Annotated in this window: 22 protein-coding genes; 20 read left to right on the plus strand and 2 right to left on the minus strand. The window is 42.3% G+C overall.

The features are described 5' to 3' along the window. Positions 1-235: 235 nt before the first annotated feature. Both OGH69_RS09160 and tatA read right to left on the minus strand, forming a co-directional pair. Positions 236-709, minus strand: coding sequence for a hypothetical protein (locus tag OGH69_RS09160; RefSeq protein WP_265174160.1), 474 nt, complete (start codon positions 707-709; stop codon positions 236-238). 139 nt (positions 710-848) lie between these two features. Then, the gene (gene tatA, locus OGH69_RS09165; RefSeq protein WP_265174161.1) at positions 849-1037 is read right to left on the minus strand and encodes a twin-arginine translocase TatA/TatE family subunit; all 189 of its coding nucleotides are present in this window, start codon (positions 1035-1037) and stop codon (positions 849-851) included. 187 nt (positions 1038-1224) lie between these two features. Here tatA and OGH69_RS09170 point away from each other — a divergent pair, with 187 nt between their 5' ends. The 20 genes from OGH69_RS09170 (at position 1225) to OGH69_RS09265 (ending at position 22294) form a co-directional block, all read left to right on the plus strand. Beyond that, positions 1225-2094: a M23 family metallopeptidase gene (locus OGH69_RS09170; RefSeq protein ID WP_265174162.1), complete on the plus strand. Its 870-nt coding sequence runs from the start codon at positions 1225-1227 to the stop codon at positions 2092-2094. A 2-nt stretch (positions 2095-2096) separates the two neighbouring features. After that, on the plus strand, positions 2097-2453 hold the full coding sequence (locus tag OGH69_RS09175) for an SdpI family protein (RefSeq protein WP_265174163.1): 357 nt from the start codon (positions 2097-2099) through the stop codon (positions 2451-2453). A 52-nt stretch (positions 2454-2505) separates the two neighbouring features. Next, positions 2506-3990, plus strand: a complete 1485-nt coding sequence (locus OGH69_RS09180) for a GH3 family acyl-acid amido synthetase (RefSeq protein WP_265174164.1) — start codon at positions 2506-2508, stop codon at positions 3988-3990. A 37-nt stretch (positions 3991-4027) separates the two neighbouring features. Continuing rightward, the gene (locus tag OGH69_RS09185) at positions 4028-5224 is read left to right on the plus strand and encodes a DNA adenine methylase (protein ID WP_265174165.1); all 1197 of its coding nucleotides are present in this window, start codon (positions 4028-4030) and stop codon (positions 5222-5224) included. After that, the gene (locus OGH69_RS09190; protein ID WP_265174166.1) at positions 5224-6006 is read left to right on the plus strand and encodes an HNH endonuclease; all 783 of its coding nucleotides are present in this window, start codon (positions 5224-5226) and stop codon (positions 6004-6006) included. Before OGH69_RS09185 ends, OGH69_RS09190 begins: the two co-directional genes overlap by 1 nt. Positions 6007-6032: 26 nt before the next feature. Beyond that, complete coding sequence (locus tag OGH69_RS09195) at positions 6033-7721, plus strand: DUF6909 family protein (protein ID WP_265174167.1); 1689 nt, start codon at positions 6033-6035, stop codon at positions 7719-7721. Positions 7722-7724: 3 nt separating this feature from the next. Next, positions 7725-8732 carry a hypothetical protein gene (locus OGH69_RS09200; protein WP_265174168.1) on the plus strand — a complete coding sequence of 336 codons (1008 nt, stop codon included), beginning with the start codon at positions 7725-7727 and terminating at the stop codon, positions 8730-8732. After that, positions 8729-9742 carry a dTDP-glucose 4,6-dehydratase gene (gene rfbB, locus OGH69_RS09205; protein ID WP_265174169.1) on the plus strand — a complete coding sequence of 338 codons (1014 nt, stop codon included), beginning with the start codon at positions 8729-8731 and terminating at the stop codon, positions 9740-9742. The genes OGH69_RS09200 and rfbB overlap by 4 nt, the downstream gene beginning before the upstream one ends. Before the next feature lie 6 nt (positions 9743-9748). Continuing rightward, positions 9749-10609: a glucose-1-phosphate thymidylyltransferase RfbA gene (rfbA, locus tag OGH69_RS09210; RefSeq protein ID WP_265174170.1), complete on the plus strand. Its 861-nt coding sequence runs from the start codon at positions 9749-9751 to the stop codon at positions 10607-10609. A gap of 1 nt (position 10610) precedes the next feature. Continuing rightward, the gene (gene rfbC / locus OGH69_RS09215; protein WP_265174171.1) at positions 10611-11162 is read left to right on the plus strand and encodes a dTDP-4-dehydrorhamnose 3,5-epimerase; all 552 of its coding nucleotides are present in this window, start codon (positions 10611-10613) and stop codon (positions 11160-11162) included. Continuing rightward, positions 11156-12007 (plus strand): dTDP-4-dehydrorhamnose reductase, encoded by an 852-nt coding sequence (gene rfbD / locus OGH69_RS09220; RefSeq protein ID WP_265174172.1) that lies wholly within the window; start codon positions 11156-11158, stop codon positions 12005-12007. The genes rfbC and rfbD overlap by 7 nt, the downstream gene beginning before the upstream one ends. Beyond that, on the plus strand, positions 12004-13065 hold the full coding sequence (locus OGH69_RS09225; protein ID WP_265174173.1) for an NAD-dependent epimerase/dehydratase family protein: 1062 nt from the start codon (positions 12004-12006) through the stop codon (positions 13063-13065). The genes rfbD and OGH69_RS09225 overlap by 4 nt, the downstream gene beginning before the upstream one ends. Positions 13066-13071: 6 nt before the next feature. Beyond that, positions 13072-15000, plus strand: coding sequence for a hypothetical protein (locus OGH69_RS09230; RefSeq protein WP_265174174.1), 1929 nt, complete (start codon positions 13072-13074; stop codon positions 14998-15000). A gap of 10 nt (positions 15001-15010) precedes the next feature. After that, entirely contained in the window at positions 15011-16069 is a 1059-nt protein-coding gene (locus OGH69_RS09235) for an NAD-dependent epimerase/dehydratase family protein (RefSeq protein ID WP_265174175.1), read from the plus strand. 25 nt (positions 16070-16094) lie between these two features. After that, positions 16095-16829, plus strand: a complete 735-nt coding sequence (locus OGH69_RS09240) for a glycosyltransferase family 2 protein (protein ID WP_265174176.1) — start codon at positions 16095-16097, stop codon at positions 16827-16829. A gap of 93 nt (positions 16830-16922) precedes the next feature. Beyond that, positions 16923-17684, plus strand: a complete 762-nt coding sequence (locus OGH69_RS09245; RefSeq protein WP_265174177.1) for a class I SAM-dependent methyltransferase — start codon at positions 16923-16925, stop codon at positions 17682-17684. Then, positions 17672-18394, plus strand: a complete 723-nt coding sequence (locus OGH69_RS09250; RefSeq protein ID WP_265174178.1) for a glycosyltransferase — start codon at positions 17672-17674, stop codon at positions 18392-18394. Before OGH69_RS09245 ends, OGH69_RS09250 begins: the two co-directional genes overlap by 13 nt. After that, complete coding sequence (locus OGH69_RS09255; protein WP_265174179.1) at positions 18381-20861, plus strand: DUF6311 domain-containing protein; 2481 nt, start codon at positions 18381-18383, stop codon at positions 20859-20861. The genes OGH69_RS09250 and OGH69_RS09255 overlap by 14 nt, the downstream gene beginning before the upstream one ends. 68 nt (positions 20862-20929) lie before the next feature. Continuing rightward, positions 20930-21463 (plus strand): hypothetical protein, encoded by a 534-nt coding sequence (locus tag OGH69_RS09260; RefSeq protein WP_265174180.1) that lies wholly within the window; start codon positions 20930-20932, stop codon positions 21461-21463. A 168-nt stretch (positions 21464-21631) separates the two neighbouring features. Then, positions 21632-22294, plus strand: coding sequence for a class I SAM-dependent methyltransferase (locus OGH69_RS09265; protein ID WP_265174181.1), 663 nt, complete (start codon positions 21632-21634; stop codon positions 22292-22294). Positions 22295-22303: the final 9 nt, after the last annotated feature.

Raw genomic sequence — 22303 nt, forward strand, 5'->3', positions numbered from 1 at the left:
GACAACAGCTCGTTTAAAGGCTTCACTGTACCTAATACTCGGGGATAAACCTGTCCCCTTAGAATCCTGCTTTTTCATAATATTGACATTTATTAGTCAACTTTTTTCAGGACGAGACACATACATAAAAAATCCCTCTATGAATTGGACATAGAGGGATTTTGTTTATAAAAACCTTTCGGTAATTACAGTTTATTTTCTTCCTGCGTTGCAGATGCTTTTTGATCCGGTGTCGCTATTTTACCTTCATCGTTACTTCGTTAGACCAAATGATATTCTTTTTGGAACGGAACATTTCACGGTTAAACTTTTCTTTTGCAGAATAGGGTACAATATTTAATCCTGTCCTGAATTTGATTCTCCCTGTCAAAACGGGTTTTTCCAATCGTAGTATCACAGTAGTGCTTTTTCCGGGCGCTACTTTTTCCGGAACATAGATATTGCTTTCACAGGGAACCTGCTCTATTTTCAGGAGTTCATTATCTATAACATAAAAGTCCTGCCATGAGCAGGACATTGTATAATAAGCCAGGGTATCTTTAGAAGTATTAGTAAGGGTAACGGGAATCGCTAAAAATTTTTTCCCGTCTTCTTCAATTTCTTTGCCTTTTTTAGATGTAAGTATGTAATTTTCGTTAGATGCCGGCCTGTATACAGGTGTAATATAGAAAATTGCAGAAATCATCAAAAACAGTATCTTCTGATTCATTATTAAAGATATAAAGCTTGGTATATAGCATTACGCAGAAAAATCCGGATTATTGTTTTGAGGGGATATAATTTACGGATAACAAAAAACCCCTTCGAAGATCTTTCAGAGGGGTTCTTTTATAAAAACCTTTCGGTAATTACAGTTTATTTTCTTCCTGCGTAGGCTTTTTAGATGCCGCAGGCTGGTCTCCGTCTTTAGCAGCGTTCTTGAATTCTTTGATACCGGTACCCAATCCTTTCATAAGCTCAGGGATCTTTTTACCCCCAAACAGCAACACCACGATTACCAATATGACAAGAATCTCTGTTAAACCAAATTTTCCCATGACAACAAGTTTTAATTATCCTGCAAAGTTATGTATAAATGCATTACAAAAACTATTTACGTCAAATTTTTGATAATGGTTTGCACTAAATAAAATATTTTTAGCCGTCATATCAAAAAGGCAATTGTTAGCCTTATAAAAGGCATTATGCCGCAGGATTAGTATATTTGTCAATTAAACGGTTGTTATGTCGGCAAAAAGGCTTAAAAGGCAATTGATCAAAAAAAAGCTGTTCACCAAGAACCGCCTCGTGATACTTAATGAAGACTCGTTTGAAGAGCTGTTTTCATTGAGGCTCAACCTTATGAATGTATTCGTGGCCATCACTTCCATAAGCATTGTTATGATTGCCCTTACGACTTATATCATAGCCTTCACTCCACTTCGCGAATATATTCCCGGTTATGCGTCAACCAAATTGAAACGCGAAGCTACAGCGAATGCACTGCGATCCGACTCCCTGCAAAAAGTCATTAATGAAAACAGCGCCTACCTCGCCTCGATAAAACGAGTGCTCACAGGCGACCTCGACCATACTAAACTAAGCCGCGACTCTATAGTTCCGGGCGATCAGCCGGCCCTTACCGATGAGGAGATGCAACCCTCCAAAGCCGACCTGAAATTGCGTGAACAAGTAGCAAAGGAAGACAAGTATAATTTGTTTGAAACCGCTAAGCCAAAAGTGAGCCTGGTGCTTTTTGCACCGGTAAAAGGCCATATTACCGAAAATTATAATGCTAAGGCAAAACACTATGCGGTAGATATTGCCCTGGCAAAAGACACGCCAATAAAATCCATTGCCGCAGGAACAGTGATCCTGGCCGACTGGACACCAACCAACGGAAACGTGATCGTGCTGAGGCACAATGACGGCATAATTTCGGTATATAAGCATGCGGCATCGCTTACTAAGGAGCAGGGCGATATCGTAAAGTCAGGCGAAGTAATTGCGTTGGCAGGATCTACAGGCTCCCAGTCTACCGGGGTACACCTGCACTTCGAACTTTGGAAGGACGGCTACCCTATAAACCCAACACAATTCATTGATTTTGAATAGTTATGGAGGAATTTGTAGATAATATATTTTTTGTTTCGCTGATGTGCGGGGTTGTATTCCTTGTAGCATCTGCGATTATGCATTTCTTTCCTCCCAAAGAGATAAATTACCTGTACGGCTATCGTACGCCGGCATCGATGAAAACGCAGGAGCGATGGGATTTTGCACAGCACTATTCTACAAAGCAAATGTTCAAAGCAGCCATGGGCCTGATAGCGCTTTCGTTTACAGGCTATTTTTTTGACCTGCCCACCACAGTAAACGTTAGTATAGGCTTGGCGCTGATAGTGCTGTCGGCGTTTTATATGTTCATCACAACCGAAAAAGCCATCAAAAGCAAATTCAACGAAATGCCTTAGCGAACAGGAGTAAAGCAACCCGAAACCCTGAACCCAAAACCCGAAACCAACCATGTCCATTAAATCCTTAGCAGCAAAGATCTTCGCAGGCATCATCCACAATAAGACCCAAAAATGGGCCGCTAATCCTGTGGAGGCTCAGCAGAAGGTTTTCCGTGAGCTTATCGGAAAGGCATCGAATACTGCTTTTGGTAAAGACCATGATTTTGGCAACATCAATTCTTTCACAGATTTTGCGGCTAAAGTCCCCGTACGCGATTATGAGGCCCTGAAAAACTATGTGGATCGTGTTGTGAAAGGGGGGGAGGGGATTCTGTGGCCCGGTAAGCCATTATATTTTGCGAAGACATCGGGCACTACATCGGGGGCGAAATATATTCCGCTGACGAAAGAGTCGATGCCATTCCACATCCGGGCAGCACGCAATGCTATACTCGCTTATATCCATGAAACAGGGAAGTCCGATTTTGTAGACGGTAAAATGATTTTCCTGCAAGGCAGCCCTGAATTGGACGAGAAAAACGGCATTAAGCTGGGCCGTCTTTCGGGTATTGTGGCGCACTATGTTCCGGCCTATCTGCAAAAGAACCGCATGCCAGGCTGGGAGACCAATACCATCGAAAATTGGGAAACAAAGGTGGATGCCATTGTAGAGGAAACCTATAATGAAGACATGCAGGTAATATCGGGCATACCGTCCTGGGTGCAAATGTACTTTGAAAAACTACAGCAGAAGGAAGGAAAAAAGGTGGGTGATATCTTTAAGAACTTCAACCTTTTTATATATGGAGGCGTGAACTATGAACCCTACCGGGCGAAATTTGAGAACCTCATAGGCCGCAAGGTGGACAGCATTGAGCTGTTTCCGGCTTCTGAAGGTTTTTTTGCCTATCAGGATTCGCAAAAGGAAAAGGGTATGCTGTTGCTGCTTAACGCAGGGATATTCTATGAGTTCATAAAAGCCGATGAGTTCTATACCGGAAACCCGAAGCGTTACACCATAGGCGAAGTGGAACTGGACATAAATTATGTTTTGATCATTTCTACTAATGCAGGCTTGTGGGCCTACAATATTGGCGATACCGTTGCGTTCACTTCACTGGGCCCGTACCGCGTAATTGTTACCGGCAGGATAAAGCATTACATCTCGGCGTTTGGCGAGCACGTGATAGGCAAAGAGGTGGAAAGCGCCCTGAACGAAGCCATGGAAGGGACCGATGTGAGTGTGAACGAGTTTACCGTTGCCCCGCAGATAACGCCTTCGGAAGGATTGCCCTACCACGAATGGTTCATAGAGTTTGAAAAAGCTCCAACAGACATAGATGCCTTTGCCCTGAAGATAGACGCGGCCATGCGGAAGCAGAATGTATACTACGACGACCTGATAGTAGGGAAGGTGCTGCGTACGCTTGTCATTACCCCGGTAGGGAAGGACGGTTTTAAGGAGTACATGAAATCCATAGGTAAACTGGGCGGGCAAAATAAGCTCCCAAGGCTGAGCAATGACAGGAAGATTGCGGATGCGTTAAATAAATAACAAGAAAAGCCTATTTTAGCATATAATTTATTTCTCAATGAAAAATACTCTTCAGGAACCGGTTGCAACATATTCACAACTTGGCCTAGGGATAAATAATTATACCCAAGCAAGAAAGCTTTACCCTATACTTAAATGGGCAGGCGGTAAGGAGCAGGAACTTAAATATATAATTCCTAATTTACCCGAAAAGTTTGAGAATTACTATGAACCTTTTGTCGGTGGCGGAGCTGTTTACACTTCGTTAGAGGCAAATACTTATTATATAAATGATAAATCTGAAGAACTAATATCTTTATATAAAAGCTTGACAAACAATAATAGAAAAACATTTTTTCATATTACCAATGAAATTATCCATAATTGGGATTTACTTACTATTGTAACTCAAAATAACAGGGATTTTTTCATAACAACTTATAAGAGGTTTTCTGAAAATGAAATATCAGAAACTAAATTAAAAGATATATTATTTGAATTCATACTAAGAAATGCGGAACAATTTAATGGAATGTTCTCTACTATTTTCAATTTTAATATTGAAAATTTTATAAAGGAAATAAAGGTAAATCTTATCCGAAAGATAAAGAGAATGAAAGAATTAGAGCAATTAAAATCGAAATTGCCAAACAATGACATTCTTGATAATATTGAAACGGCGTTAAAAAGTGCGTTTTACATGCACTTTAGGCATATTTATAATAATACAACGAAGTATAATATCCAACCTGCATTCCAGTCAGCAATTTTCTTGTTTATAAGGAATTTTGCTTATAGTGGAATGTTTAGATATAATTCCAAGGGCGAATTTAATGTCCCGTATGGGGGCATTGCTTATAACCGAAAAAATTATAGTAAGAAGATTGAGTATTTACAGTCCGAAGAATTGAAGTCTTTGTTAGACAATACTACTATTGAAAATTTAGACTTTGAAGATTTCTTTAATCTACATCAACCTACGGAAAATGATTTTATCTTTTTAGACCCACCATACGATAGCGAGTTTAGTACATATGCTCAAAATGAGTTTACCCGAACAGATCAGGAAAGATTGGCAAACTGCCTCTATAATAGTCCTGCAAAATGGATGATGATAATTAAAAATACTGACTTTATACTTAGCCTATATTCCAATAGAAATTTAAATATTCAATCATTTGATAAAAAATACTTAGTCAGTTTTATGAACAGAAATGACAAAGATGTTGAACACCTATTAATAAAAAATTACTAATGAACGAAAGAATATTTGAAGAAGATTTAAGGCTTCCAGCATTATACCTTATTAGTATGAATAATGGTAAACTCAATACAACACAGTTATCCAATTTACTACGAACAATTCTCAAGCCATCGGGGGAAGACTTGGAGTTATTAGCCAATAGAAATGACGATTACTTCTCACAAATAGTAAGAAATTTAACGGCTAAAACTAGATCATTTGTAAAAAATGGATTTATTCAACGAGAATCCAAATCTGGCAGTCCTTTTTTTATTACTGATAAAGGCAAAATATATCTGGAACAAAATAAGCCCGGATTAAAATATTTATTATCGAACGATTTCGACTATGTTGATATAAAAGAAAATTTAAAGTCAATTGAAAAAGGTAAAAAAATTGAAACTTTTGATGAAAATATAATTATCTCGGAAGGGCTAAAAATTTATACTGAAAGGTCGGTATATGAGCGATCAAAAAAGCTACGTGGCTATGCGATTGACTATTTTTCTCAGGATGGACGTATAAGTTGTAATTGTTGTTCCTTTAATTTTGAAGATTTTTACGGCATTGACTGTGGTAAAGGATTTATAGAGATTCATCATACTAAACCAATTTTTAAATACGAAGAGCAAGATATCAATACTACAATCGAACAAGCAATGAAAAATTTAATTCCAGTTTGTTCAAATTGTCATAGAATGATACATCGAAATTGGGCTAAGCCAATAGAAATCCAAGTTTTGATTAATACTATTCAGCAAAATGGAATTATAAATGGGCATAAAATAATATAACTTACATTTGCCACAAAACAAACAAAATGCAATCGATTAAAAACATAACACGCTCCAGGGCACAGGAATCTTCCGCGGCCATTGAGCGCCTGTACATAACCATGCGCCACCTGTTTAACAGGGGTTTTTATAAACCGATGGGCATATCGGGTGATACTTTAAGGGAAGCATTGCTGTCCCTGCGCCCGGAAATATACGGCTCCATAGCCGAGGAAAAAGCCGAACTGAACGGGCTGCTGTATGTTATAGAGCGCCTTCCGGTGGGTATTGAGGAATGCCGCTTTATCAATCTTACTTCGGATGAGGGTTATTCCAAATCGCACTTTAAAGCCATCGTTCCGCCAAAAAGGAGGCGCAATTGCTATCGCATAGACGAGGAGCAGATGAACGTGGAAATAACCCGTGGGCGATCAGATATTTATGACATCATGACGCACCTTACCTTTATCTTCATCGAATCGCATAAGATAAAGGACAGGGTACTTATAGATGATAACGGCGAAATAGCCCGCGACTGGGTAAAGCTGGAGCAGGCCATAAGCCAGGAAAAGAAACTGACGCTGGAAGAGCGTGAAAAAGCCATATCGCACGTGTCGAATGTACTGGGCAGGACCTTTGCCGAGATCATCGACATTTATGATGCCTTTGCTACACCAACATCGCCGGACAGGTTCCTTCACGTGATCTACCATCTTGGCAGGCTTGCCATTGAGGAAGCTATGGGCGGGCCTAAGCGCACCATTACCTTTAGCCCGATACTGCGCGAAAGGCTGGGCCACCACATACACGGGGAGATATGGGCGAACAACATCAAGAACATACTCAAGCAGAACGGATTGCTGGAAAGGCCGATACACATCATCAGCGCCAACATGCACAGCGTAATGAATTCACTGTTTGCCGTGCCGATGTTCAAAAACAAATTCAAGGATAAGGATGAGTATTTCATTTACGAAGAACTGAGCAAATCGGGAAATGGCGCGATGAGGTCAAAAATTGAGGAACTGGCCCTGAAGCACGGCATGATCGCCATGCCGGACACCTCAGGCACCAACATTGACGTACAGATATTTGATACCGCCAAAATAGATTTTGCCAAAACAGCTTTTCCAGGCGCCAAACTGGCCAAAGACATGCCTGTTATTGTGGTTATGGACTATGCCTTTGGAGAACAGGCCTACGAAACTATTGATGAGTTGCTCAAACCGTTCCGCGAGGGCGACCTTCGCACACTGGTAAATGTGGAGTCGGTTTCGATCATGGGTAAAGCAGGGATATTAGAAGGGAATAAGGGTGACATCATGATACCTTCAGCCCATATTAATGAAGGTACAGGCGACAACTATCCGTTTGAGAACGAGCTTACCGCTGTTATGTTTGAAGGCGAGGGCATACCGGTATACAGCGGCCCGATGGTTACTGTACTGGGTACATCATTGCAAAACAAGGACCTTCTCAAGTTTTTCAACCAGTCTACCTGGGGCGTTATAGGCCTCGAGATGGAAGGCGCATACTACCAGAAGGCGATACAGTCGGCATCAAAAATTCGAAAAAGCATTAACCCTGATGTTAAGGTACGCTATGCTTACTACGCATCGGATAACCCGCTGGAAACGGGCAGTACGCTGGCTTCGGGAGGGCTTGGCACAACAGGAGTGAAGCCTACTTACCTCATTACTATCAAGATTTTGGAACAAATATTCAACATAAAATAAATTATGGCAAACCAAATCCATAACGACCCGAACAGCGAAATTGACCTGGGGCAGGTATCAGCAAAAGTTAAGGGTTATTTTACGCGTGTAAATGACTCATTTTTTGACTGGATAATATTTGTAAAGCGGAATATCATAGTCATTGCGATTATAGTGATTATTGGCTCAGCGCTTGGCTTTTACATGGACAGCGGCCCAAAACTGTATTCACAAAAGGTCATTGTACATCCCAATTTTGAGAGTGTAGACTACTTGTACGAAGCTGTTGATGAGATTGAAGTGAAAATAAAGCAGCATGATACGGTGTTCCTGAAAAGCATTGGAATTGCCCATCCGAAACAGATCGCCAAAATAGAAATCGAGCCTGTGGTTGATATTTATAACTTCATGAACAAAACGGAAGGCGAGCAGAAAGAAGACAGGGACAGGAAACTGGCCATTTTCGAGCTTATTGCCGAAAACGGCAGTATGAAAGATGTCCTTACCGATCCGATAACCAGTAAGAACTATGAAAATCACCTTATTACGATTACCTCCAAAGACAAGGCGAAGCAATCGCAAATTGTTGAGCCGGTTATGGCCTATCTGAATTCGAACCCTTACTTTAAACAAAAACAGGCCGAATACATCAATAACGTAAATCTTAAATTGGTATCTAACGATTCGTCAATAAAACAGGTGGACAGGGTTATTGACTATCTTACCGACGCAGGCAGGAAGCCTTCAGGAAGCTCGGTTTACTACAATGAGACTACTGATGTGGCCGCCATGATGCATTTTAAAAATATGCTTGTAATGGAACAGGGGAAATTACGCCTTAGTAAGACCGATTATACTGATATAATTAAGGAACGTGGCGTGATGCTGAATGAAAAAAGCAAAAATGCGGTTGCGGGAAGGATGAAGTTCATAATTCCTGTACTGTTCTTTATAATATTTGTTATTTTCGCTATGCTGAGGTCTTATTACAGAAGCCAGACTGAAAAAAGAAAAATTGTTATTACCGAATGAAAAAATCACTTTTGATAACCGGAGGCGCAGGCTTTATCGGGTCGAACTTTATTGTACATTTCCTGGCTAACAACCCGGAATACTTTGTTGTGAACCTGGACAAACTGACTTATGCAGGAACACTGGACAACCTTACGGAAATTGAGGGTGCTGAAAATTATAAATTCGTGGAAGGTGATATTTGCGACAGGGAGTTCATCAACAGGCTGTTTACCGAATACGATTTCAGGGGCGTGATCCACTTTGCGGCAGAGTCGCACGTGGACAACTCCATATCGGGACCGGAAGCCTTTGTACGCACAAATGTATTGGGTACCTTCAACCTTCTGGATGCTGCACGGAACCACTGGATGAGCGCTCCTCAACAATACCGTGGCGGTTATGAAGATTGCCGTTTCCATCACATCTCTACCGATGAGGTATATGGCACGCTTGGCGCAGAGGGGCTTTTTACCGAAGAAACGCCCTATGCCCCCAATAGCCCGTACAGTGCCAGCAAGGCATCGAGCGATATGATAGTGAGGAGTTACTACCATACTTATGGCATGAATGTAGTGACTACTAACTGCTCTAACAACTACGGCCCAAAACAGCATATTGAAAAATTGATCCCGACGATTATCCGCAAGGCGCTGGCAGGCGAAAACATCCCTATTTACGGTAAAGGTGAGAACGTGCGTGACTGGCTGTATGTGCTGGATCACTGCACCGGCATTGAGCTGGTATACAAAAAGGGCAAGGCAGGGGAAACCTATAACATAGGAGGCAGGAACGAGCGCAACAACCTGTATATTGCCCACACTATATGCGGATTTATGGACAAGATGAAGCCAAAGGCCGAAGGGAGCTACAGCGACCAGATAGCGTTTGTAAAAGACAGGCCCGGCCACGATTTGCGCTATGCAATAGACGCGACAAAAATTGAAAGCGATTTGGGTTGGAAAGCCAACGAAAACTTTGAGACCGGCATAGTGAAGACCATTGAATGGTATTTGGACAAATTAAGCTAAAGAGCAATGAAAGGAATCATACTCGCAGGAGGATCGGGCACGAGGCTGCACCCGCTAACGCTGGCGGTAAGCAAGCAGCTGATGCCCATATATGACAAACCAATGATATATTACCCATTGTCTACCCTGTTATGGAGTGGGATAAGGGAAATCCTGATAATATCTACACCGCATGACCTGCCACTGTTCCGGCAATTGCTGGGGGATGGGAGCAGGCTGGGATGCCGCTTTGAATATGCCGTTCAGGAACACCCAAATGGGTTGGCCGAGGCATTCATCATTGGCAAAGAGTTTATAGGGAGTGATAAAGTTGCCCTGATACTGGGAGATAACATTTTTTACGGCACCGGCCTTTCTGCGCTGCTACAGTCGAACAACGACCCTGAAGGAGGCATCATATATGCCTACCACGTGCATGACCCTGAGCGCTATGGCGTGGTTGATTTTGACCCGGACGGCAAAGTGCTTTCTATTGAAGAAAAGCCGGAACACCCGAAATCGAACTATGCGGTGCCGGGCATTTATTTTTACGACAACGACGTGGTTGAGATTGCTGCCAACATAAAGCCAAGCCATCGCGGTGAGCTGGAGATAACCGATGTGAACCGCGAATACCTGGAGCGCGGAAGGCTGAAAGTGAGCATACTGGACCGAGGCACGGCATGGCTGGATACCGGTACTTTTAACTCCCTCATGCAGGCCGGGCAATTTGTACAGGTAATAGAAGAGCGCCAGGGCCTTAAGATTGGCGCCATAGAAGAGGCTGCCTACAATATGGGCTTTATTACCGCTGAAGAATTAAAGAACCTTGCCCAACCTTTGCTGAAAAGCGGTTACGGCAAGCATTTACTAAGCTTAATATCATAAGATGACCTTTACACCCACCAAGCTGGCTGGCTGCTTTATAATTGACCCGACCATTATTAATGATGGCAGGGGCTATTTTATGGAAAGCTTCAATGAGAACAAGTTTGAGGCCGGCACCGGTAAACGCGTGCATTTTGTGCAGGATAACCAGTCTTTTTCTGCCAAAGGCGTATTGCGCGGGCTGCATTACCAAACCGGTGAGCATGCGCAGGCCAAGCTGGTGCGTGTGCTGAAAGGTGAGGTGCTGGATGTGGCGGTCGATATAAGGCCGGGATCGAAAACATACGGCCAGCACGTTGCTGTAGTGCTTTCTGGTGAAAACCAAAGGCAGCTGTATGTACCTCGTGGGTTTGCACACGGGTTTTTAGTACTGAGTGAAACAGCGGTTTTCTTCTACAAGTGCGACAACTTTTATAATAAAGAGTCGGAAGGCGGCATCATATACAACGACACTGCTATAGGCATCGATTGGGGCATGGGTGAGGAGGATTTCATCATCTCTGAAAAGGATACCGTATTGCCAAACCTCCAAAACAGCAGGGCGGCATGGTAGTCTTGGTAACAGGCGGAAACGGACAGCTGGGGCAGGCACTGCAGGCCCTTGTGCCAAAGCATGAAAAAAACCTGAAGTTTTATTTTGCAGGCTCACAGGAGGCAGACATTACCAATAAGGAAAGCCTGAATGCAATTTTTAAAAAGATAAAACCTGACTTTTGCATCAATGCTGCGGCTTATACCGCAGTAGATAAGGCCGAAAGCGAGCCTGAAAAAGCACACAGCATTAATGCTGAAGGTGCTACAAACCTTGCGGAAGTTTGTAAAGAATATAGAACTACACTACTGCACATCTCTACCGATTTTGTGTTTGAAGGGCAAAAGAAGTCACCGTATACAGAAAAGGACGAAACCAATCCACAAGGAGTATATGGGCTGACCAAGCTTCAGGGCGAACTGGAAATTCAGAATATATTGCCGGAGCATTTTATTATCAGGACATCGTGGCTGTATTCGGAGTATGGCAACAATTTTATGAAAACCATGATACGCCTGGCCGGCGAGCGCGACTCGATAAGTGTAGTAGACGACCAGAAGGGTACGCCCACCAATGCGAATGACCTTGCTGCTGCGCTGGTACAGATGATATCGAGCGGAATTGAGGAATACGGCATATATCACTATAGCAATGAAGGCGAGGGTACCTGGTATGATTTTGCAAAAAAAATATTTGAGGTAAACAATATTACCATAGATTTACGCCGGATTCCTACAAGCGCTTACCCTACGCCGGCTAAAAGGCCGGAGTACAGCGTGATGGATAAGAGCAAAATTAAAAAAGCCTTTGGCATTGAAATACCTGACTGGCAGCAGTCATTAGCCGACAACACAGCAAGACAATGAAAATACTTATAACCGGTGGCGCAGGATTTGTAGGGTCTTCTTTAGGCATCAGCCTAAAGAAGAAATACCCGTCTTACAGCATCATCGCTTTTGATAACCTGAAAAGGCGCGGGTCGGAACTTAACCTTTCCGATTTGCGCGATGCAGGAATAGAGTTCGTACACGGCGACATTCGCAATCCTGAAGACATTGCATCTGTAGGTGTATTTGATGTGCTTGTAGAGGCATCGGCAGAACCATCCGTAATGGCAGGGCTGGACTCTGACCCGACATATGTTATAAACAATAACCTTTTTGGGTCAATACATTGCTTTAATGCCTGCCTGAAACACAAGGCAAAACTGATTTTTCTATCTACGAGCAGGGTATACCCGATTGAAACGATCGAAAAAGCCGCTTTTACAGAAGAGGCTACACGTTTTTCATTTGCCGCAGGGCAAAACGAACCGGGACTGTCTGAAAAAGGGATATCGGAAAAACTGAACCTTGACGGCGCACGATCTTTCTATGGTACTACCAAATTATCCTCTGAGCTGTTCATTCAGGAGTATGCGGCGTTTTACGGACTTAAGGCAGCCATAACACGCTTTGGTGTTATAGCGGGGCCGCGACAGATGGGAAAGACGGACCAGGGTGTCGTAACTTTATGGATGGCCAAGCATTACTGGGGACAGTCACTAAAATACATAGGTTATGGCGGCACGGGCAAGCAGGTAAGGGATATACTGCATGTAGATGACCTTATTGACCTTATCGACCTACAGATACATGATATTGAAAGGTTTGAAGGAACTACATTTAATGCCGGCGGAGGTTTGGAAAACAGTGCTTCGCTGCTTGAAATGACAGCGATATGCGAAAAGATAACGGGCAACACGATAGCCATTGCCTCTGAAAAGGAGACACGGCCGGCTGACCTGCGGATGTATATTACCGATAATGCTGCCATTACCGCTGCTACGGGGTGGGCCCCGAAAAGAACAGTTGAAACGGTATTCACCGATATTTACAACTGGATAAAAGAAAACGAAAAGCAACTGGAAACCATCCTGAAATAATACAATATGAGCGCCCTAAAAAATTTCTTTTCGGACAGGACTAACTTAATTGGATTAGTATTGGCGCTTGTTGGCGCTTTCATGCTTTTGTCACCGATATTCCAAATCCCATTGGGACCTCTTCCTGCTGAGGAATATATGTTTAGTTCCGTTGATGCTTCATGGGTAATAGCACTTAACCATGCAAAGAACATTGGTGTAACCTGGGGAGAGGATTTTAACTTTACTTATGGCCCACTGTTTTATCTTGCCACACGGTTTGGCTGGGGCTGTAGCAAATATGCCTTCATAGCCTACGACATTTTTTACTTCCTTAACCTCTTTGCGGTATTTTTCATTACATACAAAAAATCGCCAGACAAGTTGCTTGCTGCTTTTATAATAGTAGCGGTAGTATTGATTACCCCTGCACGTATTGGAGGTGTTAATGCGTTGGTATGGAGTTTGCTCCTTATTTTCTGGCTTCGGCAAAATATGGAAAAGCCAAACTGGGTATATTACCTGCTCCAATCTTTGATTTTATGCATGCTTTTCTTAATTAAGCTGAATACAGGGCTTACATCCTTTGTCTTCTACTATGCTTCGTTATCTTATATTTTCTTTTTCAGGAAAGACAATCGCATCCGGGTTATTCTTTATGCTCTGCTACCGGTTGTCCTGTCTGTCATTTTAGCACAGGTATTAAATATTTCATTGAAAGGCTATTTGGTTTCGGCTGTAAATATGGTTTCCGGGCATAACGAGATCATGTACCTTGAAGATCCATTGATTGGGCAAATGACATTATTGGCAGTATTTTTCATGCTATTGCTTACCGGTGCAGTGGCCTACAGGCTTCTATGGAAAAAAGGCATATTTTCCCATTGGGATGAATTATACAAAGGACTGGTTATACTTTTCCTGTGTTCGGCGGGTCTGTTCGTTATCTACAAGCAGGGATTTGTAAGAGCCGACCTTGGCCATATGCTTGAATTCTTCAAATGCGCTACCTTGATGATTTTATGCATTTGCGTTTTCCAGGGAGGAGAAAGGAAAAAATGGGGTTTGCCGGTTGCACTATTGCTTTTTGTACCGGTTGCGTATGCCGGGGTGAAGTTGGGGCAGGGTAATTTTTTTGCATTTGAGAACAAATGGAATAAATCGGGCTACTTTAAAGGAATGGCTGATTTTACTCCTGAATCAGGCCTTCTGATACATCCAAATAACAATCAAATACCGTCTACGGTGAAGAGTAAAATAGGTAACAGTACCGTAGACATGTACCCATGGAACGCATATATGCTTTTGGAAAACAAGCTGAATTACAGCCCGAGGCCGGTAATGCAAACCTATGTTTCTTATACTAAATATTTGGAGGACCTTAATTTTGCACATTACAATTCAGACAAGGCACCGGAGTTTGTACTATATGCTTATCCTGAGCTGAATGTAGATGACAGGTACTTGCTTTTTGATGAGCCTAAAATACATTTGGCCTTTTTGAAAAATTACATACAGGTAGATGCTTTTGATTTGCACGGCACACGTTTTTTGGTGCTGCAGAAAAAGAAGGATGCAAAACCGGTACAGCTAGAATTGGTTAAGGAATATGCCATGCTGCTTGATTCCCCCATAGTACCTAAGGAAGGGGTGTATTATGAAGTTGAGCTTTACAAAAACCTTGGCGCAAAAATAGAAGGCATACTCACGCATGCACCTGCTGTTAAGCTCGAAATACGCGATATGACCAATGGCAAGAAAGATTACAAAACATCAGTACCGCTGCTTCAAACCGGCATTTTTTGCACAAGGCACATTCAAAGTACACAGGATTTTGAAGGACTTATGAAGAAGGATACAGTAGATAAAATAAAGCAGGTGAAGTATTACAAGATCAGGCCTACGGGTGATGATTTTAAAGACAAGATAAGGGTTAGGGAATACACAATAAAATAATGCAGTAATAATGCAGATATGTATAGTTACGGGCTCATCAGGGCTCATCGGAAGCGAATCAGTAATGTTTTTCGCTTCAAAATTTGATAAGGTAATAGGCATAGACAACAACATGCGCCAGGTCTTCTTTGGGGAGAATGCCTCTACGGAATGGAATACCAAAAGGCTGGTGGACTCTGTCCCCAACTTTGAACACCATGCCATTGACATTCGTGATAATGAAGCGCTTCAAAAGTTGTTCGCGCAGTATGGTACTAACATAAAGCTCGTGGTGCACACCGCAGCACAGCCAAGCCACGACTGGGCCGCTAATGACCCAATAATGGATTTTACCGTTAACGCCAATGGCACACTCAACCTATTGGAGATGAACAGGAAGCATTGCCCTGAGGCGGTTTTCATATTCACATCAACAAATAAAGTCTATGGTGATACGCCTAATTACCTGCCGCTGGTTGAAAAGGAAAAACGATGGGAAATAGATGAGGGCCATCCGTACTATAAAGAAGGGATTGATGAGCATATGAGCATCGACCAGACGAAGCACTCGCTCTTTGGTGCATCCAAGGTGGCTGCTGATGTGTTGGTACAGGAGTATGGCCAGTACTTCGGGATGAAAACGGGAGTATTCCGCGGAGGATGCCTTACTGGTCCCAACCACTCCGGCACACAGTTGCACGGTTTTCTCTCCTACCTCATGAAATGTGCCATTACGGGCGATAAATATACTATATTCGGCTACCGTGGAAAGCAGGTGAGGGACAACATACACAGCTGGGACCTGGTGAACATGTTTTGGCATTTTTATCAAAACCCTCGTGCCGGCGAGGTATATAATGCCGGTGGCGGAAGGCACAGCAACTGCTCTATGGCCGAAGCGATTGAGATGTGTGAGGCCATTACCGGAAAGCCTATGAATTACGAATATTCTGAAACCAATCGCATAGGCGACCATATCTGGTGGATAAGCGATGTTTCTAAATTCAAGGCGCATTATCCGGAGTGGACCTGGAAATATAACATTAACGACATATTGGTGCAGATACACGAAAACATGTCTAAACGATAGGCGGATTATCTTTGAGGGATAGCGAATGAAATTAAGCATAGTAATACCGGCATATAACGAGGAAGAATCGATTACGGAGACCATCGAAGGCATCGAGGCCGCTTTTGAAAAGGTGAATATAGAGCACGAAATATTTGTGGTTAACGATAACTCGAAAGACAACACTTTGCAGGTGCTGGAAAGCCTTTCGCAGCGTTTTCCTTCGGTTACGTATGCGACCAACCTTGGGCCGAACGGCTTTGGGTATGCCGTTCGCTATGGACTGGAACGCTTTTCGGGCGATTGCGTGGCGGTAATGATGGCTGACCTTTCGGACTCGCCGTATGACCTGATCCGGTTTTATACCACTATGCTTGAAGGCAATTATGACTGTGTTTTCGGGAGCCGGTTTATGAAAGGGGGCAAGCTGGTGGATTATCCTTTTGTGAAAAAGGTAATTAACAGGATGGCCAACTTTATCATAAGGATGGTGATGGGCATCAAATATAACGATACGACCAACGCATTCAAACTGTATAAAAAGGAAGTGATAGAAGGCGTAAAGCCTATACTGGCACCACATTTTAACCTTACAATTGAATTGCCGCTGAAGGCCATCATACGGGGCTACACCTATACTGTGGTGCCCAACTCGTGGACCAACAGGAAGTATGGCGTATCAAAGCTTAAGATAAAAGAAATGGGCAGCCGCTACTTTTTTATCCTGATGTACTGTTTTGTGGAAAAGTATTTTTCGAGAGGTGATTTTAAGCAAAAATAGAAAAGGCCGGAGGAACGTTTTTTAAATATATTTTCGGGCAAATAATAATGTATAGTTTTACGCACATTAGTAAGCCCTGAACAAATTACAGGTATGGATATATCGGAATTTTCCCGATTAAGGGATAAAGCATCATATTTAAGGCATCCTTGGGAAACCTCAAGGGTAAATGTCCTGAAAACTTTTTTACGAAGTTCAGGCATCAGTTTTCCGGTTGACCGGGTAGTGGACATTGGCGGTGGAGATGCGTTTGTGATCAATTCACTTATGGGAGAAAATCTTGCACGTGAGTATTTTGCCATTGATACAGCCTACACTCAGGAGGTGATAGGCCAGCTGAAGGAAAACTACAATGATAGCGGTGTGCAGTATGTACATGATCTTGAAGAATACAACAGGCAGCATGATGCCGGGCTAAAAACACTGTTTTTATGTATGGATGTGCTGGAACACCTCGAAGACGAAAGCATAATACTGGACCATCTTGACCCGCGGAATACCAATTGCCATTACTTTTTCTCGGTACCGGCATTCCAGTCGGTTTTTTCGTCGCATGATGTGCTTTTGGGCCATTACAGGCGCTACACGTTAAGCCAGTTTGAAAAGATGCTTAAAAACAAAGGCTTTACAATAAAAAATAGGGGATATTATTTTACCTCCCTGCTTGCATTGCGATGGGTGGAAAAGCTCTTTAAAAAGAAAAAAGACGAATCTATTGATAACTGGGAAGGCGGAAAAACGAAGACCAAACTGATAAACAGTGTTTTGGATATTGATTTCAGGATAAGCCTGCTGCTTAAAAAGGCGGGTATCATCATCCCGGGGCTTTCATGCTACTGCCTATGCAAAAAATAGCGATAATCATTCCGTGCTACAATGAGGAGAAAAGGATCCGGGAGGAATTCCTGAACCGGCTGCTTGATTGGCCGGGGGCTGACTTGTATCTGGCAAACGATGGCAGCAGGGATGGTACACCCGAGCTTATATCCTCAATAGCAGCAAAGTCCGGGGGGCGCATTTTTGTGCTGGACTATAAAAAGAACTCCGGCAAGGCAAACACCATATTCAAGTCGGTAAATGATATTTTGGCAAAAGGTGAATATACGCATATAGGTTATTTTGATGCTGACTTTTCCACTCCTCCGCACGAAATACTAAGGATGTTGGATGAGGTTGCCAAATACCCTGAAAAATTCATATTGGGATCCAGGATAGTGCTGCTCAATTCAAAAATAGAGCGCAAGCCCTACCGGCACTACATCGGGAGGATAATTGTTACGATTATAAATTTTAAATTTACGCTGGGTGTATATGATACACAGTGCGGGGCCAAACTGTTCCCTGTTGCGATAGCGGGCAAAGCTTTTGACAGGCCGTTCCTTACATCCTGGCTTTTTGATGTAGAGGTTTTCCTGAGGCTCAAAAAAGCCGGGCTGATGGAGCGTGGTAAGGAAATGCCTCTTAATGAATGGAGAGATGTTGAAGGGTCAAAACTTAACTGGAAGGATGGTTTCAAGATTTTTAAGGAATTGCTAATATTGTTTAGGAATTATGCAAAAACATAAATTATATTATGCACTCACGGTAGTGCTGGGGTTGGTCATTTTCTACCTGAGCTACGGGTTTGAAATAGTAAATCCTGCAAACACCGGCTGGTTGATGGATGCCCGCCATGACTGGGGAACACATTATCTAGGCTGGGCCTTTTACAGAGGTGAAGGCTGGACGTTCCCGTTGGGAAATATTGAGTCCTACTGTTACCCTGCGGGTACCAATGTTGGCTTTACAGATTCCATACCGCTGCTGGCAGTATTTTTCAAACTGTTCTCATTTGCACTGCCCGAAAACTTCCAGTATTTTGGAATGTGGTTGCTGTTTTGTCATTTAGCGGCAGCACATTACACACTAAAAATATTCAGCTTGTACAAGTTGAAGGGTATATATGGCATTATAGCGGTTTTGTTCATTGCCTACAATCCCATCATCTATTATCGCATGCTGCATCCGGCGCTTTGCGCCCATTGGCTCATAATAGCATCTTTTTATTATTACCTTAGGCCTGCCAATGCGGACAATGTATATAGCATCAATAAGGGACAGATAAGTATAATACTCCTCAGTTCGCTTATAAACCCTTATATGTGGCTCATGGTGCTTGGATTTGGCATCATCTTGCCATTAAAGCACTGGAAATTTGACAGGCTCATTCCGCTTAAAAAGTTCATCAGCTACGCAGCAGTTTCTGTCCTTGGATCTTTGGTGCTGTGGTTTATCATTGGCATGATAGGATTTAACGGTGAGACAAATCTTGCAGTAAAAAACGGCTACGGGCTATATGCCTTTAACCTCAACTGCTTTTTCAATGGTGGCGGCTTTTCGAGGTTCCTGCCGGAGCTGCCGTGGGTAAGCCCCATGCAGTATGAAGGATATTTATATCTTGGTATGGGCCTTATTATACTCATTGTGTTGGTGGCAATTTATCTCATTGCTACCCGCAGGCTAATGACGGTGCTCAGGAGGAAGGATCTCCTGCCGCTATACCTTTTGGTAGCGGCGGTAACACTGTTTGCCATAACTAATAAGGTAACCTATGGCGACAAGGTGCTGTTTGAGGTGCCATTGCCGGACTTTTTGTTGAAATTAGGCGGAACCTTCAGGGCATCCGGGAGGTTTATATGGATACTATACTACTTCATTTTTATTTCGGCGCTTGTGCTTTTTATGAGGAGTAAATTCCCTGATTGGGCAAAAGCTTCGGTATTGACAGCATTGGTGGCCCTGCAGTTTTATGACACCAAGGCAATTTACGTTATGCGTGATCCGAAACCCGGCACCTATGACATACCGCTTGATGAAGCAAAGTGGAATGCCATTATCCCGGCGTTTGACAGGATGGTTACCTATCCGCCGTTCAATAATCATTTGTTGAATCAAATGGACTATCAGGATCTATCATATCTGGCAATGGAAAACCGCAAGGCCATAAGCCTTGGATATTCGGCAAGAGAACCTTATAAACTTTATAAAGCCTACACCGACTCGCTTACAGCCGCAATAGATAGTGACGCTTTGAGTGATAATGAAATCTATATTACCACACCACAGTACATCGGCTCTTTTGGCGCAATACTGCGCAATAAGAATTTTGAAATTGACTATATAGACGGTTATTACCTGCTGTATGCTAAGAGCAGGCTCAAGGCCGGGGCTACACATAAATCTGCCGATGCTGTAAAGAAGATTGACTCACTGCAAAATATTTACAATCGTTCCAATTTTATAAAAGTAATTGAAAAGCCTGCTATATTGGACAATAAGATAAAGATGAATATTGAGGAAATCGTCGTGAAAGAAAGAAATTTCAGGATAAAAGGATGGGCATTTTTGAATGGAAAGTCAAACAATAAGGGAGATTCGATTTTTGTAACCGTAACCTCTGGAAATAAGACTCATATAGCTCGTACTGGTCAGGTGAAAAGACCCGACATTATTCAGGCATTCAGTAAGGAAAATCTTGAAAGTTCAGGATTTAATGCTTCAGTATTTACAGAGGGGCTGGAAAACAGTGATTATGTCATAGGTCTTGCCATAAAGGATGCTTCAGGCAACTGGACGTTTGCAGGATTGGGTGGCATGGGCGAGGTTAAAAAGAAAGTAACACCAGTCCCGTTGGCAAAGCTGCCGCCAATGAACGGGCAGATGGGGAATATTGATGGCTTTGATGTATCAGATACGGAAGTTACCCTAGGCGGTTGGACTGCTTTTAAAGATGCACATTCTGACGATAATGAAATAAAAGTGGTAATTATGCTGAAAGAGCATAAATTTGCAATAGAAACCAAAATAGTTTTGAGACCCGATGTAACTGCAGCTTATAATAATAAGTTCAGGTACGATATGGCAGGTTTCAACGTGAAACTTGATAAATCAGTTCTTGAAAAAGGGGATTATAAGGTTGGTGTGCTCCTGCGCAATTTGAAAACCGGAAGGGAATCGTTTATGGAGACCGACAAGACATTTACAATAAAATAAAAACTACAGGCATTACATCGCCTGGTGGAGTAGTAATAAATTTAAAACAAGTAGTTAACACAGAAAACATGAAAAACGTTAGGAATTTTATTGCCGTATTTATAGTGTTATCGGCAATGGTAAGCTGCAAAAATGAAAAATCGATAGACGAGCTTCCGGTTGAGAAGCAAGCTGTAGCAGAGTCGCCGGTACAGATTGTTGTGAATATGACGGTAAAGAAGGATGATATTCTTGAAATATTTTATACCGAAGACGGATCGCTCGATTTTGGCCCTAAAAGCGTAAGGGTAGATGTACCCGGCAAAAGCGAAAGCCAGCAGGTAGTGTTTGATATGCCCGACGATGCAAAGCTTACCAGCCTGAGGTTTGATGTGGGACAAAATCCTGACCAGGAAGAGATGACCGTTAACAATATGATAATTAAACAAAACGATAAGGAATTCGAAATTTCGGGTGCAGACTTCTTTAAATATTTTAATACTACAGATTATGTGAAACCAACACAGGGAGGATCTTTCAAAACCCAAAAAGTAAATGGTGTATATGATCCTTTCGTGCATAATAAAGGTGAACTTATCATGGCCCTGAAAGGCCTTCAATAGTAAGCCAACCATAAAAAAAGGCCGGTTTGTCAGCCGGCCTTTTAAACACCAATCCAAAAATTAAAACACTGCCTAACCTCTTTAGCGTTAGTCAGTACGTTCTTCATTTTTTAAGAGCTTACTTTTATGTTCAGGATAATGGAGCTAACTACCAAAATAGATTTATAAATGAATTACAGCGATAAATCATCAAGTTATTATGCCAATGTGAGGCATGACCTCATTAATCTTATAGAATCCAGTAAAAAAGGACTTAAGGTGATGGAAATTGGCGCAGCATATGGCGAGACGCTGTATTTTTTGAAACAGGGAGGTATTGCCGCCGAAGCAGTGGGTGTCGATATTTTTCAAGACACAAATAACCCCGGAAATTACAAGTCACTTGACAGGTTTATCTTTGGTAATATCGAAGACATAGATTTCCCTGAGTATTATGGCTATTTTGACCTGATACTGCTACCTGACGTTTTGGAACACCTTGTCGAACCAAAAAAGGTGCTTAAAAAGGTACATAAATATCTTGCGCCTGAAGGGGAATTGCTGGTTAGTATGCCTAATGTTCGCCACTACCTAGCGTTTAAAAAAATTTTCCTGAAAGGTGATTTTGAGTATGAAGAAAGCGGCCTGTTTGACTACACACATATGCGTTTTTACTGCAGGAAGAATATGGTAAGGCTACTTGCCGGTTCGGCGTTTAAAATACTTTATCAGGAAAGTTCAATAAAAAACTACAAAGGCCGCTCTCTGGCCAAAATTGTTAATATTGTAACATTTGGAATTTTTGAGGAGTTCTTCTCGGTACAATATTTTCTGAAAGCAAAAAAAACATAATATCCAGTT

The sequence above is a fragment of the Flavobacterium sp. MFBS3-15 genome, from assembly GCF_026107645.2.
In the GTDB taxonomy this organism is placed as follows: domain Bacteria; phylum Bacteroidota; class Bacteroidia; order Flavobacteriales; family Flavobacteriaceae; genus Flavobacterium.

Excerpts from the sequence above, each read along its gene's own strand:
- OGH69_RS09195 (WP_265174167.1), top strand. The coding sequence starts at position 6,033 with ATGCAATCGATTAAAAACATAACACGCTCCAGGGCACAGGAATCTTCC.
- OGH69_RS09225 (WP_265174173.1), top strand. The coding sequence starts at position 12,004 with ATGAAAATACTTATAACCGGTGGCGCAGGATTTGTAGGGTCTTCTTTA.
- OGH69_RS09190 (WP_265174166.1), top strand. The coding sequence starts at position 5,224 with ATGAACGAAAGAATATTTGAAGAAGATTTAAGGCTTCCAGCATTATAC.
- OGH69_RS09240 (WP_265174176.1), top strand. The coding sequence starts at position 16,095 with ATGAAATTAAGCATAGTAATACCGGCATATAACGAGGAAGAATCGATT.
- OGH69_RS09245 (WP_265174177.1), top strand. The coding sequence starts at position 16,923 with ATGGATATATCGGAATTTTCCCGATTAAGGGATAAAGCATCATATTTA.
- OGH69_RS09250 (WP_265174178.1), top strand. The coding sequence starts at position 17,672 with ATGCAAAAAATAGCGATAATCATTCCGTGCTACAATGAGGAGAAAAGG.
- rfbC (WP_265174171.1), top strand. The coding sequence starts at position 10,611 with ATGACCTTTACACCCACCAAGCTGGCTGGCTGCTTTATAATTGACCCG.
- rfbD (WP_265174172.1), top strand. The coding sequence starts at position 11,156 with ATGGTAGTCTTGGTAACAGGCGGAAACGGACAGCTGGGGCAGGCACTG.
- rfbB (WP_265174169.1), top strand. The coding sequence starts at position 8,729 with ATGAAAAAATCACTTTTGATAACCGGAGGCGCAGGCTTTATCGGGTCG.
- OGH69_RS09265 (WP_265174181.1), top strand. The coding sequence starts at position 21,632 with ATGAATTACAGCGATAAATCATCAAGTTATTATGCCAATGTGAGGCAT.
- OGH69_RS09235 (WP_265174175.1), top strand. The coding sequence starts at position 15,011 with ATGCAGATATGTATAGTTACGGGCTCATCAGGGCTCATCGGAAGCGAA.
- tatA (WP_265174161.1), bottom strand. The coding sequence starts at position 1,037 with ATGGGAAAATTTGGTTTAACAGAGATTCTTGTCATATTGGTAATCGTG.
- OGH69_RS09160 (WP_265174160.1), bottom strand. The coding sequence starts at position 709 with ATGAATCAGAAGATACTGTTTTTGATGATTTCTGCAATTTTCTATATT.
- OGH69_RS09200 (WP_265174168.1), top strand. The coding sequence starts at position 7,725 with ATGGCAAACCAAATCCATAACGACCCGAACAGCGAAATTGACCTGGGG.
- OGH69_RS09185 (WP_265174165.1), top strand. The coding sequence starts at position 4,028 with ATGAAAAATACTCTTCAGGAACCGGTTGCAACATATTCACAACTTGGC.
- OGH69_RS09180 (WP_265174164.1), top strand. The coding sequence starts at position 2,506 with ATGTCCATTAAATCCTTAGCAGCAAAGATCTTCGCAGGCATCATCCAC.
- OGH69_RS09255 (WP_265174179.1), top strand. The coding sequence starts at position 18,381 with ATGCAAAAACATAAATTATATTATGCACTCACGGTAGTGCTGGGGTTG.
- rfbA (WP_265174170.1), top strand. The coding sequence starts at position 9,749 with ATGAAAGGAATCATACTCGCAGGAGGATCGGGCACGAGGCTGCACCCG.
- OGH69_RS09260 (WP_265174180.1), top strand. The coding sequence starts at position 20,930 with ATGAAAAACGTTAGGAATTTTATTGCCGTATTTATAGTGTTATCGGCA.
- OGH69_RS09230 (WP_265174174.1), top strand. The coding sequence starts at position 13,072 with ATGAGCGCCCTAAAAAATTTCTTTTCGGACAGGACTAACTTAATTGGA.
- OGH69_RS09175 (WP_265174163.1), top strand. The coding sequence starts at position 2,097 with ATGGAGGAATTTGTAGATAATATATTTTTTGTTTCGCTGATGTGCGGG.
- OGH69_RS09170 (WP_265174162.1), top strand. The coding sequence starts at position 1,225 with ATGTCGGCAAAAAGGCTTAAAAGGCAATTGATCAAAAAAAAGCTGTTC.